General features: G+C 62.8%; 9 protein-coding genes. 4 read left to right on the top strand and 5 right to left on the bottom strand.

Features of this window, described 5'->3' with window-relative positions; genetic code table 11:
- Window positions 1-660: 660 nt before the first annotated feature.
- The 3 genes from maiA to metF form a co-directional block, all read right to left on the bottom strand.
- Complete coding sequence (maiA, locus tag JQ567_RS30330; RefSeq protein WP_212442229.1) at window positions 661-1,323, bottom strand: maleylacetoacetate isomerase; 663 nt, start codon at window positions 1,321-1,323, stop codon at window positions 661-663.
- Between the two features lie 128 nt (window positions 1,324-1,451).
- On the bottom strand, window positions 1,452-5,306 hold the full coding sequence (gene metH, locus JQ567_RS30335; protein WP_212442230.1) for a methionine synthase: 3,855 nt from the start codon (window positions 5,304-5,306) through the stop codon (window positions 1,452-1,454).
- A gap of 4 nt (window positions 5,307-5,310) precedes the next feature.
- Window positions 5,311-6,225: a methylenetetrahydrofolate reductase [NAD(P)H] gene (gene metF, locus JQ567_RS30340; RefSeq protein ID WP_212442231.1), complete on the bottom strand. Its 915-nt coding sequence runs from the start codon at window positions 6,223-6,225 to the stop codon at window positions 5,311-5,313.
- Window positions 6,226-6,617: 392 nt separating this feature from the next.
- Here metF and JQ567_RS30345 point away from each other — a divergent pair, with 392 nt between their 5' ends.
- Entirely contained in the window at window positions 6,618-7,637 is a 1,020-nt protein-coding gene (locus JQ567_RS30345; RefSeq protein ID WP_212442232.1) for an LLM class flavin-dependent oxidoreductase, read from the top strand.
- A gap of 134 nt (window positions 7,638-7,771) precedes the next feature.
- Here the strand turns inward: JQ567_RS30345 and JQ567_RS30350 are convergent, their stop codons facing one another.
- Window positions 7,772-8,632 carry a prephenate dehydratase gene (locus JQ567_RS30350; RefSeq protein ID WP_212442233.1) on the bottom strand — a complete coding sequence of 287 codons (861 nt, stop codon included), beginning with the start codon at window positions 8,630-8,632 and terminating at the stop codon, window positions 7,772-7,774.
- Between the two features lie 30 nt (window positions 8,633-8,662).
- On the bottom strand, window positions 8,663-9,403 hold the full coding sequence (locus tag JQ567_RS30355; protein WP_212442234.1) for a 3-deoxy-manno-octulosonate cytidylyltransferase: 741 nt from the start codon (window positions 9,401-9,403) through the stop codon (window positions 8,663-8,665).
- Window positions 9,404-9,613: 210 nt separating this feature from the next.
- On the opposite strand from JQ567_RS30355, the gene JQ567_RS30360 reads away from it, so the two are divergent.
- The 3 genes from JQ567_RS30360 to JQ567_RS30370 all read left to right on the top strand — a co-directional run bounded on the left by JQ567_RS30360 (window position 9,614) and on the right by JQ567_RS30370 (window position 14,224).
- Window positions 9,614-10,162 carry a cytochrome c family protein gene (locus tag JQ567_RS30360; RefSeq protein WP_212442235.1) on the top strand — a complete coding sequence of 183 codons (549 nt, stop codon included), beginning with the start codon at window positions 9,614-9,616 and terminating at the stop codon, window positions 10,160-10,162.
- Window positions 10,163-10,493: 331 nt separating this feature from the next.
- The gene (locus JQ567_RS30365) at window positions 10,494-12,344 is read left to right on the top strand and encodes an extracellular solute-binding protein (protein ID WP_212442258.1); all 1,851 of its coding nucleotides are present in this window, start codon (window positions 10,494-10,496) and stop codon (window positions 12,342-12,344) included.
- Between the two features lie 11 nt (window positions 12,345-12,355).
- Window positions 12,356-14,224 carry an extracellular solute-binding protein gene (locus JQ567_RS30370; protein ID WP_212442236.1) on the top strand — a complete coding sequence of 623 codons (1,869 nt, stop codon included), beginning with the start codon at window positions 12,356-12,358 and terminating at the stop codon, window positions 14,222-14,224.
- Window positions 14,225-14,227: the final 3 nt, after the last annotated feature.

Consider the following 14,227-nt stretch of genomic DNA (forward strand, 5'->3'; position numbering starts at 1 on the left):
GCTTCGACCGTTTGGCTGTGCGTGGCAGGTCCGGTGGCTTTGCAACGGGCGCGTTCTGAACATCGGTGGTGAAACCGTCATAGTCTGCCGCCGGTTTCGGCGACGATGTGTCCCTGGTGGCCAGCGGCGGCGCCGCGCGTTTGGCGGTCGCCGCCGGTGGAGGAGCGTCGTCGGCCGCCGTTGGTGGCGAAGCCCGGATCACAGCCGGAGGCGGTGGCACAGCCTCGTCCGGCGATGGCGCCGGCCGGGCAAGCGGGGGGGCAAGCGAGGTTTGGCCTATCGCACCGTCAGGCAGCCAAAAGCTGACAGACAAAAATCCGATGGCAAACAGTGCAGCGTTCTTCATTCGCATTTTGGAAAACCGCTTTGCTCTGAAATCAACGACGGGGCCCCGGGGAACCACGCTTCGCGTAAACTACGGATATTATGCTTGGCGGTCAAAGTTGACGGAAATAGGAGCAGGCGTATCAACAATCTCCACCGTCGTCCCGGCCTTGAGCTCAGATGCGCAATTGCGCATCGGGGGACCCATACGCCGCGGCCCATCGGTTAGAGCGCTGGCGTCAGAGACCTTCCGCGAACAATTGCCGCCGCGGCGTATGGGTCCCGGCGTTCGCCGGGACGACAGCGGTGGTGAGCAGAACGCTTGCTAAAGCAGCCTCACCCCTTCGGCCGCATCGCCTCCGGCGTATCGGGCTGCATCGATGGATGGGCGCTTGCAAATTCCGGCAGCGCCATCGCGGTCTCGAAGATGCGCTTCACGGCCGGATAGGGCGCAAGGTCGATCTGCTGATTGACCGCCGCGGTGACGTGGGTGACCAGGCAGATGTCGGCCATGCCAGGCGCATCGCCATGACAAAAGCGACCGGTCTCCTTGTGGCCGGCAAGATGGCCTTCCAGCGCCGCCAGCGTCTCCACGGTCCAGTGCCGCCGCCACGCCGCCTGCTGGGTGTCGCGCAAATTCAGTTCGTGATCGAGATAGCGGCGTACCCGTGGCGTCAGCAGCGGGTGGCCTTCGCAGGCGACCATTTGCGCGAGCCCGCGCACCCGGGCGCGGCCGCGCGGATCGGATGGCAGCAGCGCCGGGGCGGGGTGCGTCTCCTCGAGATATTCGAGGATCGCGAGCGACTGGAACAGCACGGTGCCGTCATCCAGCACCAGCGACGGCAGCGCCATCTGCGGATTGATGCGGCGATATTCTTCGCCGCGCTGCGCGTTGGCGTCGAGATCGATGAACACGACTTCGGCGGGGAGGTTCTTCAGATTGAGCGCGATGCGAACGCGAAAGCTCGCCAGCGATCGCCAAAAGGAGAAGAATTTCATGGGGGAACTCCGGCACACTCTGTCATGCCCGGGCTTGACCCGGGCATCCATCAACCTTCGCGAGAGTCTCCTGAGATGGATCACCGGGTCAAGCCCGGTGATGACAGCGGTATGTGCCGGGAGAGGCCTTACGCCCCCACCGCCTTCTTGCGATACGCCAGATGCACCACGCAGGTGCAGCCGGGCGGATGCGAGGCGACGTCGTTGGCCGGAACCGCTGCGATCGGCGCAGGCGCCGGTGTCGCCGGCTGATCCTGCGACGGGATATAGTTCAGCACCGGCGCCAGCCAGCGCTCGGTCTCGGCGACGCTCATGCCCTTGCGCGCGGCGTAGTCCTCGACCTGGTCGCGCTCGATCTTGCCGACGCCGAAGTAAAAACTCTCGGCGTGGCTGAAATAGAGCCCGGACACCGACGAGCCCGGCCACATCGCATAACTCTCGGTGAGTTTTACGCCCGCGGTATTCTCCGCATCGAGCAGCCGGAACAGCGTCGCCTTCTCGGTGTGATCGGGCTGCGCGGGATAGCCGGGCGCCGGGCGGATGCCGGCATATTGTTCGAGAATGAGCTGATCCGGCGCCAGCGCCTCGTCCGGCGCATAGCCCCAGAATTCCCGGCGCACGCGCGCATGCATGCGTTCGGCGAAGGCTTCGGCCAGACGATCGGCCAGCGCCTTGCACAGGATCGAGGAGTAATCGTCATTGGCGTTCTTGAAGCGGTCGGCAACGACGTCCTCGCCGATCCCGGCGGTGACCACGAAGGCGCCGATATAGTCAGGCACGCCGGAAGATGCCGGCGCGATGAAATCCGACAGCGCCGAATTGAAGCGGCCTTCGCGTTTCTCCAGCTGCTGGCGCAGCGTGTGGAAGGTCGCGATCTCGGTCTTGCGGGCATCGTCCGCGTAAACCTTGATGTCGTCGCCTTGCGCGTTGGCCGGCCAGAAGCCGATCGTCGCACGCGCCGTGAACCATTTCTCCTTGATGATCAGGTCCAGCATCTTGCGCGCGTCGTCATAGAGCGAGCGGGCGACTTCGCCGATCTTGGGATCGTCGAGGATGGCCGGGAAGCGCCCGGTCAATTCCCAGGTCTGGAAGAACGGCGTCCAGTCGATGTATTCGGCGAGTTCCGCAAGGTCGTAGGCGTCAAAGCTGCGGATGCCCAGGAATGCCGGCTTCTTCGGCGGCGTCTTGGCAAAGTCGATAGTCACAGCGTTGGCGCGCGCAACGGCCAGCTTGAGCCGCTTCTTGTCGGCCTGGGCGCGGAAATGCGCCGCGGAGATTTTCGCGTATTCGGTCCTGATATCGGCGGCATAGGCCTCGCGGCGGTCCGGCGACAGCAGCGACGAGGCCACGCCGACGGCGCGGCTGGCGTCGTTGACATGCACCACCGGGCCGCCCTTGTAGTTCGGGTCGATCTTGACGGCGGTGTGAACACGGCTGGTGGTGGCGCCGCCGATCAACAGCGGCATGTTCATGCCCTGCCGCTGCATCTCGCCGGCGAGGAAGCTCATCTCGTCCAGCGAGGGCGTGATCAGGCCGGAGAGCCCGATGATGTCGGCGCCCTCGGCCTTGGCGGTCTCGATGATCTTGGCCGCCGGCACCATGACGCCGAGGTCGATCACCTCGAAATTGTTACATTGCAGCACGATGCCGACGATGTTCTTGCCGATGTCGTGGACGTCGCCCTTGACGGTCGCGAGCACGATCTTGCCGGCGGCGTTGCGGCCGCCGTTGCTGGTGACGCCATTGGCGAGGTTGCGCGCCTTCTCCTCTTCCATGAACGGCATCAGATAGGCCACCGCCTGCTTCATCACGCGGGCGGACTTCACCACCTGCGGCAGGAACATCTTGCCGTCGCCGAAGAGGTCGCCGACGATGTTCATGCCGTCCATCAGCGGGCCTTCGATCACGTTGAGCGGCCGCTCGACGGTCTTGCGCACCGCTTCGGTGTCTTCCTCGATATATTCGGTGATGCCGTGCACCAGCGCGTGAGAAAGCCGCTTCTCGACCGGCCATTCGCGCCAGGCCAGATCCTGCTCCTTGGTCTGCTTCTCCTTGCCGCGGAATTTCTCCGCCAGCGCCAGCAGCCGCTCGGACGAACCGGGGTCGCGGTTGAGGATGACGTCTTCGCAGACCTGGCGCAGCTCGGGGTCGATGTCGTCATAGACGATCATCTGCCCGGCATTGACGATGCCCATGTCCATGCCGGCCTTGATGGCGTGATACAGGAACACCGAATGCATCGCCTCGCGCACCGGCTCATTGCCGCGGAACGAGAAGGAGAGGTTGGAAACGCCGCCGGAAATATGGGCATGCGGCAGGTTCTGGCGGATCCAGCGCGTCGCCTCGATGAAGTCGACGCCGTAATTATTGTGCTCCTCGAGGCCGGTTGCGATCGCAAAGATGTTCGGGTCGAAGATGATGTCTTCGGGCGGGAAGCCGAGCTCGTCGACCAGGATGTCATAGGCGCGCTTGCAGATTTCGGTCTTGCGCGCAAACGTATCGGCCTGTCCGACCTCGTCGAACGCCATCACGACCACGGCGGCGCCATGGCGCTGCGCGATGCGGGCCTCGTGGATGAATTTCTCCACGCCCTCCTTCATCGAGATCGAGTTCACCACCGGCTTGCCCTGAACGCATTTCAGGCCGGCTTCGATCACGCTGAATTTCGAGGAATCGACCATCACAGGAACGCGGGCGATATCGGGCTCGGCGGCGACGAGGTTGAGGAACGTCACCATCGCGGCTTCGGAATCCAGCAAACCCTCGTCCATGTTGACGTCGATGATCTGGGCGCCGTTCTCGACCTGGTCGCGCGCGACCTGAAGCGCGGCGGTGTAATCGCCGGCAGTGATCAATTTACGGAATTTCGCCGAACCCGTGACGTTGGTGCGCTCGCCGACGTTCACAAACGGGATCGCGGGTGTCAGTTCAAACGGCTCCAGGCCGGACAGCCGCAGGCGCGGCTCGATCACGGGAACGACGCGGGGCTTGTGCGGGGCGACGGCCGCCGCAATCGCCGCGATGTGGGCGGGCGTGGTACCGCAGCAGCCGCCGACGATATTGACAAGACCAGCAGCTGCGAATTCGCCGATCAGTCCGGCCATGAATTCCGGGCTCTCGTCATATTGGCCGAATTCATTGGGCAGGCCGGCGTTGGGATAGGCGCAAACAAGGGTATCCGCGACGCGCCCGATGTCGGCGATGTGGGCGCGCAAATCCTCGGCGCCGAGCGCGCAGTTGAAGCCGATCGTGATCGGCTTGGCGTGCCGCACCGAATTCCAGAACGCTTCCGGCAATTGCCCGGAGAGGAGGCGGCCGGATTTGTCGGTGATGGTGCCCGAGATCATCACGGGCACGTCGATGCCGCGTTGTTCGCAGATTTCCGAGATCGCGTAGAGCGCCGCCTTGGCGTTGAGCGTGTCAAAAATGGTTTCGACCAGCAGCAGGTCGGCGCCGCCGTCGAGCAAGCCGTTGATCTGTTCGCCATAAGATTTGCGCAGATCGTCGAAGGTGACGGCGCGGTAGCCGGGGTTGGACACATCAGGCGAGATCGAGGCCGTGCGGTTGGTCGGCCCCAGCGCGCCGGCGACGAAGCGCGGTTTGCCGTCCTCGGCGGTGACGCGTTCGGCCGCATTGCGGCAGAGCCGCGCGCCGTCGCGGTTGAGTTCGTAGGCGAGGTCCGACATCTCGTAATCGGCCTGCGCGATCGAGGTCGAGGAGAAGGTGTTGGTCGCGACGATGTCGGCGCCGGCGCGCAAATAATCGGCGTGGATGTCCTCGATCGCCTGCGGCTGGGTCAGGATCAGCAGATCGTTGTTGCCGCGGACGTCGCGGTGGAAATCCTTGAAACGCTCGCCGCGGAACGCCGCCTCGTCATATTGCAGGCCCTGGATCATGGTGCCCATGGCGCCGTCGAGCACCAGGATGCGTTCGCGGGCAGCCGCGAGCAGGGCGGTTCGCTTCGGGGACACAGGTACGGTCATCGGATCAGGCAGCTTTCTGTGCGCCAGTGGGACGGATGCCCAGTAAATGGCTGATCGCGAACACGAGGTCCGCGCGGTTCATGGTGTAGAAGTGAAAGGTGTCGACGCCCTGTTTTGCCAATTTCTGCACCTGCCCGGCAGCCACGGTCGCGGCCACCAGCTTGCGGGTCTCGGCGTCGTCGTCGAGCCCTTCGAATTTGTCGGCGAGCCAGGACGGCACCGTGGTGCCGGCGCGGGTCACGAAGCTGCGGGCCTGCTTGAAATTGTGCATCGGCATGATGCCGGGCACGATCGGGATGCTGATGCCGCGGGCGCGGACGCGATCGAGGTAACGCAAATAAAGGTCGTTATCGAAGAACACCTGGGTGATGGCGCGCGCCGCACCGGCGTCGACCTTGGCCTGCAGCGTGTCGATGTCGGCGTCGAGGTTCGGGCTTTCCGGATGCTTCTCGGGATAGGCCGAGACCGAAATTTCAAAATCGGGATAATGCTTCTTGATGCCGGCGATCAGGTCGGGCGAGCTTTGATAGCCGTCGGGATGCGCGTTGTAGGCGGTGCCGATGCCGGTCGTGGGGTCGCCGCGCAGCGCCACGATGTGGCGGACGCCGATCTCGTGATAGCGCGCGACCACGTCGTCGATCTCGCCCTTCGGGGCGCCGACGCAGGTCAGATGCGCGGCCGGCGTCAGATTGGTCTCTTTCAGGATGCGGGCGATGGTCGAGTGGGTGCGCTCGCGCGTCGATCCCCCGGCGCCATAGGTCACCGACACGAAATTGGGGGCAAGCGGCGCCAGCCGGTTGATGGTTTCCCAGAGCGAGCGCTCCATCTCCTCGGTTTTCGGCGGGAAGAACTCAAAGGAGATTTTTGGCGATTGCAGCGCGCGGTGGCCGTTGGACGCGGCGGACGTAACTTCGGTCATGGCACTCACAGGCTCCACAGACGGACGGGCATCAGGCCTAGCGGCCGTCAGCTAAAATAGGCCAAACGAGGCCGTCCCAATAGCCCATCAAGGATGGGAATTTGCCCAATCTTTACATGAATAGTGAAATTTATGGCCGATACAATAGATTGGTGGGCAGGATGATTTTCAGAGATTTGGCGCAAAGATAGTAGATAATACAAAGCAAAGTGCCATTTTTAGTTCCTATCCGCCTTCCAATCAACTAGTGGGCAGTATGGATATAGAACCAATTTATGTTATCTTGTCCCACCTGACGACCGTCGGGGCCTGATCTCCATCCCCGGAAGCGCGGGCCTGATCTGCGCAGGCCGGGCCTTTGTCGCTTCCACCTGCCGCACTAGCTTAGCGCGATGATCCCGCTTTCAGTCCTCGACCTTTCCGTCGTCACCACCGGCACCAAACCCGCAGCCGCCTTGCGCAACAGCATCGATCTGGCCCGCCATGTCGATGGGCTGGGCTATGTCCGCTATTGGCTTGCCGAGCATCACAACCTCGCGTCGGTCGCGAGCCCCGCGCCCGATCTGATGATCGGACAGATCGCGGCGGTGACGAAAAACATCCGCGTCGGCTCGGGCGGCGTGATGCTGCCCAATCACGCGCCGCTGGTGGTGGCCGAACGCTTCAAGATGCTGGAGGCGTTGTTCCCCGGCCGCATCGATCTCGGCCTTGGCCGCGCGCCGGGCACCGATGGCGCGACGGCGTATGCGTTGCGCAGCCGGCTCGACAAACGCGAGGGCGACGATTTCCTCGAACGGCTGCAGGAGCTGATTCTGTGGGAGACGCGCGATTTCCCGGCCGGCCATCCCTACAACAATGTGGTGGCGATGCCGGACGATTCGCCGCTGCCGCCGATCTGGCTGCTCGGATCCAGCGACTACAGTTCCGAGCTCGCCGCCCAGGTCGGCATGGGCTTCGCGTTCGCGCATCACTTTGCTTCCTATGATGCGATCGAGGCGATGACGCATTACCGCGCGCGCTTCAAGCCGTCCGCCTGGCGCCCGGCGCCGCACGGCATTCTGGCGATCGCAGCCGTCGCCGCCGAAACCGACGCGGAGGCTGAAAAACTCGCCTCCTCGATGGATCTCAATCGCCTGCGCCGCGACCGCGGCCAGTATCTGCCCTTGCCGAGCGTCGAGGAGGCGCTGGCCTATCCCTATTCGGACGCCGAACGGGCCTCGATCACGCGCAACCGCTCGCGGCTGTTCGTCGGCAGCCCGGCGACGCTGATGGCCAAGCTGCAGCCGATGATCACGGCAAGCCAGCCGGATGAATTGATGATCATCACCGCAGTCTACGACCACGACGCGCGCAAGAAGTCATATAGCCTGCTCGCGGATGCGTTCGGGCTCAGCAGCAAAGCGGCGGCGTAACGCCTGTCGTCCCGGCCCTGAGCCGGGACCCATACGCCGCGGCCCATCCATGATGGCGCGACGTCAGTCACCTTTTTTCGATCGATAGCACAACGCGGTATGGGTCCCGGCGTTCGCCGGGACGACAACTGAGATTATTCCACCATCTCGCTGAACGTGGCGCGGAAGGGCTGCGCCGGGTAGACGCCGACGATGCGGAATTCGCGCGAGAAGAATTTCAGCTCCTCCAGCGCAAACGCGAGGCCCCGGTCCTCGGGATGGCCGTCGACGTCGGCGTAGAATTGCGTGGCGAAGAATTCGCCGTCGACCATGTAGCTTTCCAGCTTGGTCATGTTGACGCCGTTGGTGGCAAAGCCGCCGAGCGCCTTGTAGAGCGCGGCGGGAAGGTTGCGCACCCGGAAAACAAAAGTCGTGACCAGCGGCCCCGATCCCTGTTCGGCCCATTTGGCCTCGCGCGCCAGCACCACGAAGCGGGTGGTGTTGTGGGCCTCGTCCTCGACGTCCTCGGCGAGAATGTCGAGACCATAGATATTGGCGGCGAGGCGTGACGCGATCGAGGCGCAATGCTTGTCGCCGCGTTCGGCGACGATGCGCGCGCTTCCGGCGGTGTCGCCCGAAACGACCGGCTTGATGCCGAGCTTGCGGATGATGCGGCGGCACTGGCCGAGCGCGTGGACGTGGCTCTCGACGGTCTTGATGTCGGCGAGCTTGGCGCCACGCGGCGCCATCAGCTGGTGATGGATCGGCAGGAACCATTCGCCGACGATGAACAGCCCGGAATGCGGCAGCAGGTGATGGATGTCGGCGACGCGGCCGGCGACCGAATTCTCGATCGGGATCATCCCCAAATCCGCTTCGCCTGAGGAGATCGCCGCCAGCGCGTCCTCGAAGGTCGGGCACGGCAACGGCTCGGCGTCCGGATAGGCCTCGACGATGGCGATATGCGAGTTGGCACCAGGTTCGCCCTGGAACGCGATTTTCAGCTTGCTTGTCATGTCGTCTTTCTGGGGCCTTGTATCAGCCGTTCAGGTTCTGGCCAGTATCTGGCGGGCAGTTTCGAGGTCGGCCGGCGTATCGACGCCCCGCGGGACCGTGTCCACGATCATGACGTCGATCCGCATGCCGGCTTCCAGCGCTCGGAGCTGCTCGAGTTTCTCCTGCTGCTCGAGCGGCGAGGGTGGCAGCGCCACGAAACGCTCCAGCGCGGCGCGGCGGTAGGCGTAGAGGCCGATATGATGGTAGCGCGGCCCGACGCCGGTGGGCGCCGTTGCCCGCGTAAAATACAGCGCGCGCAACCTTCGCGGAGCGATCGGCGAGCCGACCGCCTTCACCACATTCGGATTGTTGGCTTCTTCCTCGGTGTGAATCTCGGCCGCCAAGGTTGCGATATCGACCGCGGGGTCGGCAAGCGGCGGCAGCACGTCGCGGATATTGTCGGTCGAAATGGTCGGAAAATCGCCCTGCAGATTGACCACGATCTCGACCTTGCCCTCGGGATCGAGGGTTTTCAGCGCCTCGTAAATCCGGTCCGATCCCGAAGGGTGTTCGGGGCGGGTCATGACGGCCAAGCCGCCATGGGATGTCACGGCGGCGGCGATTTCCGCCGTGTCGGTGGCGACCGCGACCCGGCCGATGTTGGCGGCTTCCGCCCGCCGCAGCACATGGACGATCATCGGCACCCCGCCGATGTCCAGCAGCGGCTTGCCGGGCAGCCTCGTGGCGGCCATGCGGGCGGGAATCAGCACCAGGTTGCGGGTTTCGGTCATCGGGCGCGAGGTCACGGGTTAGCGAAAACAGGCCGGAAATAATGGGGATTGGCGGAAAGTCGGGGCGTTTATACGGGTTGCCAGAGCCCGGGCAAACCGATATCTCAACCCTGCTGAGGGTGCGGCGCGAAAGCCTGATTCCTGAGGCTAAACCGCGGCCGTTTTGCCGGCCTTTAAGTCGATCCTTTAAGGCCTGGAGCCTGAGCCACTATGGACTCCTTCGAACTCAACAAGATCATCGGCGCCGTTCTCGCCACCTGCCTTATCGTCCTGGTGACGAGCTTTGCCGCCAACGCGATTTTCGCGCCCCATATGCCGGAAAAGCCGGGCTTCGAGATTGCCGTGAAGGAAGTGGCGCAGGGCGGGGCCAAGGAAGCCGCCGCACCGTCCGAGCCGATCGAGAAATTGCTGCAGTCCGCCTCGGTTGAAAAGGGCCTCGGCGCCGCCAAGAAGTGCGCGGCCTGCCACACCTTCGAAAAGGGCGGCCCCAACCGGGTCGGTCCGAACCTGTTCAGTGTCATCAACGAGAAGAAGGGCGAGGGGCGCGGCGGTTTCAATTTCTCTGCCGCGATGAAGGGCAAGGGCGGCACCTGGACCTTTGACGACCTCAACAAGTTCCTCGCCAATCCGAAGGGCTTTATCCCGGGCACCGCGATGGGCTTTGCCGGTATCAGCAAGGACAGCGAGCGCGCCGACGTGATTGCTTATCTGGCCACGCTGGCGGACAAGCCGGTCCCGCTGCCGACGGCGGCGAAATAACATTTCGACAGTCCTGCACGGACTTCGGCGACACGACGGCCAGGCATTGCCTGGCCGTTTGCCTATTCGGATACGCCGTTTGCGTATCCTAGATCGCGTTGTTGTTATCGGGACCTTTCGCCGCACCGGCGCGTTTCGTTGGTTGATAACATGAGGAAAAAGCAACGTAATTTGTCGAACCCTTGCCTTATATTGGGTCCTCACTGGAGCATGATCCGGAAAAGTGGGCACCGGTTTTCCGAGTAGGATCGTGCCCTTGGGCGCAGCAACAGGAATTCTGCATTTGGCGATCACCCGACGACATCTCCTGCAAGGCGGCGCGGTCGCCGCGATGGCTCCGGCACTGGGGCTTAATGCGAACCTTTTCTCGATTGAAGTCGCCCGCGCCCAGTCCGAAATCAACGGGTTGCAATGGCGCCACGCGCTCTCCCTGTTCGGTGACATCAAATATCCGGCCGACTTCAAACATTTCGACTATGTCAATCCGAGCGCCCCCAAGGGCGGCGTCGCCCGGATGATCTCGATCGGCACGTTTGATAACTTCAATCTCGCCGTCGCCGGCGTTAAAGGTTCGCTCGCGCCGGCCGCCACGCTGATCTATGAGACGCTGATGACCAAGTCGCAGGATGAGGTCGTCACCGAATACGGCCTGCTAGCCGAAGCGGCGGCTCATCCGGAGGACTTTTCCTGGGTCGTCTACCGTCTCCGCAAGGAGGCGCGCTGGCACGACGGCAAGCCGGTCACGCCCGAAGATGTGATTTTCTCGATCGATGCGCTGAAGCAGCACAGTCCGATGTACGGTTCCTATTACCGGCACGTGGTCAAGACAGAGAAGGCCGGCGAGCGCGATATCAAGTTCACCTTTGACGGCCCGGGAAATCGTGAACTGCCGACCATCGTCGGTGAATTGCCGGTCTTGCCCAAGCACTATTGGGAAGGCACCGACAGCCAGGGCCGCAAGCGCGACATCTCGGCAACGACCTTGGAGCCGCCGCTCGGCTCGGGTCCTTATCGGATCAAGGAATTCGTTGCGGGCCGCTCCGTTACACTTGAACGCGTCAAGGACTATTGGGGCGCGCAAATTCCGGCTCAGGTCGGAACGAACAATTTCGACCAACTGCGTTTCGAGTTCTTTCGCGACAATCTGGTTGCGCTGGAGGCCTTCAAGGCGGACCAGGCGGACTGGATTAGCGAGAACTCGGCCAAGCAATGGGCAACGCAGTATGAATTTCCGGCTGTCGTCGAGAAGCGCGTCGTCAAGGAAGAATTCAAGATCAACGATTCAGGCCGGATGCAGGCCTTCGTGCTCAATTTGCGCCGGGATCAATTCAAGGATGCGCGTTTGCGGCGGGCATTCAATTACGCCTACGATTTCGAGGAGATGAACAAGCAGCTCTTCTACAGCCAGTACAAGCGCATCAACAGCTATTTCGAGGGTACGGAGCTTGCATCATCCGGGTTGCCGGAAGGACGCGAACTGCAAATCCTTGAAGCGGTGCGTGACAAGGTGCCGGCCGAAGTCTTCACAAAGCCCTATGTCAATCCGGTTGGCGGCAATCCCGAGGCGGTGCGCGGCAATTTGCGGGAGAGTGCGAGACTGCTGAAGGAGGCAGGCTTTCTCGTGCGCGACCAGAAGCTCGTCGATAGCAACGGCAAGCCTGTGACCGTGGAAATCCTGGTGCAGGACCCGTCTGCCGAGCGCATTGCCCTGTTTTTCAAGCCATCGCTTGAACGCATCGGAGTCACGACGTCGATCCGGGTAGCGGATGACGCGCAATATCAAAATCGTATCCGCAGTTTCGATTTCGACATGATCATTGATCAATGGGGGCAGTCTCTGTCGCCAGGCAATGAGCAGCGGGAATTCTGGAGCACCCGCACCGCCGACCAGCCGGGTTCGAGGAACACGGCCGGCATCAAGAATCCCGCGGTCGATGCGCTGATCGAGCAAGTGATTTTTGCCAAGGACCGTGAGGGACTGGTGGCGGCGACCCGGGCGCTAGACCGTGTGCTGCTCTGGAACTTCTACGTCGTGCCGCAATTCACCTATGGTTTCTCGCGCTACGCCCGCTGGGATCGTTTCAGCCACGCCGAGCCGTTGCCAAAATACGGCCGTTCGGGTCTTCCCTCGCTGTGGTGGTATGACGCCGACAAGGCAGCCAAGATCGGAAAGCGCAGTTGAAGGAAAAGCGCATGGCGCACCTCAATCGCCGGCACGTGCTGGGGCTCGGCCTCGGCGCGGTGAGTGTCGGCATAGTTCGGCCCGCCGCCGCTGACAATGGCGGCGCCGAGTCCCACGGCATGTCGGTCTTCGGCGACCTGAAATATCCGGCCGACTTCAAGCATTTCGACTACGTCAATCCGGATGCGCCGAAGGGCGGCTTGTTTTCCACGATCCCGTCCACCCGCGCCTACAATCAGTCCTTCCAGACGTTCAATTCGTTCAACGCCTTCGTCCTCAAGGGCGAAGGCGCCAAGGGCATGGAGCTGACATTTGATACGCTGATGGCGCGCGCCAATGATGAGCCCGACGCGATGTATGGCCTTGCGGCGAAGTCGGTGTGGATTTCGTCCGACAAGCTCACCTACCGCTTTACGATGCGTCCCGAGGCTCGCTTCCGCGACGGCTCGAAGCTGACGGCGCATGATGTCGCCTTCTCGCTCAACACGCTGAAGGAAAAAGGCCACCCGCTGATCGTGGTCCAACTGCGCGACATGGTGAAGGCTGAGGCGCTCGACGATGCGACGGTGGCCGTGATGTTTGCGCCAAACCGCGCGCGCGACGTACCGCTCTATGTCGCGAGCCTGCCGATCTTCTCCAAAGCCTATTACGCGACGCGGCCATTCGAGGAATCGACCACCGATATCCCGCTCGGCTCGGGACCGTACAAGGTCGGCAAATACGAGATCAATCGCTACGTCGAATACGACCGCGTCAAGGACTGGTGGGCGGCCGATCTGCCCGTCAACCGCGGCAGCTACAATTTCGACACTGTGCGCTATGAATTCTATCGCGACCGCGATGTCGCGTTCGAAGGCTTTACCGGCAAGAATTATCTCTACCGCGAGGAATTCACGGCGCGCATCTGGGCCACCCGTTACGATTTTCCCGCGATCAAGGACGGTCGGGTCAAGCGCGAGACCCTGCCGGATGAATTGCCCTCGGGTGGACAGGGCTGGTTCTTCAACACCCGTCGCGACAAGCTCAGGGATCCCAGGGTACGCGAGGCGGTCATCAACGCATTCGATTTCGAATGGACCAACAAGACCGTGATGTACGGCGCCTACGCGCGCACGGTTTCGCCGTTCCAGAATTCGGACATGGTGGCGACCGGGCTGCCGTCGCCTGAAGAGCTGAAGCTGCTCGAGCCGTTCCGCGGGCAGGTGCCCGACGAGGTGTTCGGTGAGCCGTTCGTGCCGCCGGTGTCGGATGGCTCCGGCCAGGACCGGAGCTTGTTGCGCAAGGCCGGGCAGTTGCTGCAGGACGCGGGACTTGTAGTGAAGGACCGCAAGCGCCTGCTGCCGAACGGCGAGGTCTTGAAGATCGAGTTTCTGCTCGACGAGCCCTCGTTCAAGCCGCATCACGCGACCTTCATCAAGAACCTGGAACTGCTCGGGATCGAGGCGGAAATCCGGCTGATCGATGCCGTGCAGTATCGCGCCCGCGTGGAGTCGTTCGACTTCGACATGACGACGATGCGCCTGAGCATGTCGCCGACGCCGGGCGACAGCCTGCGGCCTTACTTCACGTCGCATGCGGCGGCCACCAAGGGATCGTACAATCTGGCGGGAGTAGCCAATCCCGCCATCGACGCGCTGGTCGACAAGGCCATCGGCGCCGAAACGCGTGCCGATCTGACGATTGCATGCCGCGCGCTCGATCGGGTGTTTCGGGCCGGTCGTTATTGGGTGCCGCAGTGGTTTCGCACCAATCACCCGATCGCCTATTGGGATCAATTTGCCCATCCGCCCAAGCCGGCACGCTACACACAGGGCACCGGAGCGCCCGAGAACTGGTGGTACGACCCCAACAAGGCCGCGAAACTCGAGCAAGCGAAATAATTC

Source organism: Bradyrhizobium sp. AUGA SZCCT0431 (assembly GCF_018131065.1).
Taxonomy (GTDB): domain Bacteria; phylum Pseudomonadota; class Alphaproteobacteria; order Rhizobiales; family Xanthobacteraceae; genus Bradyrhizobium.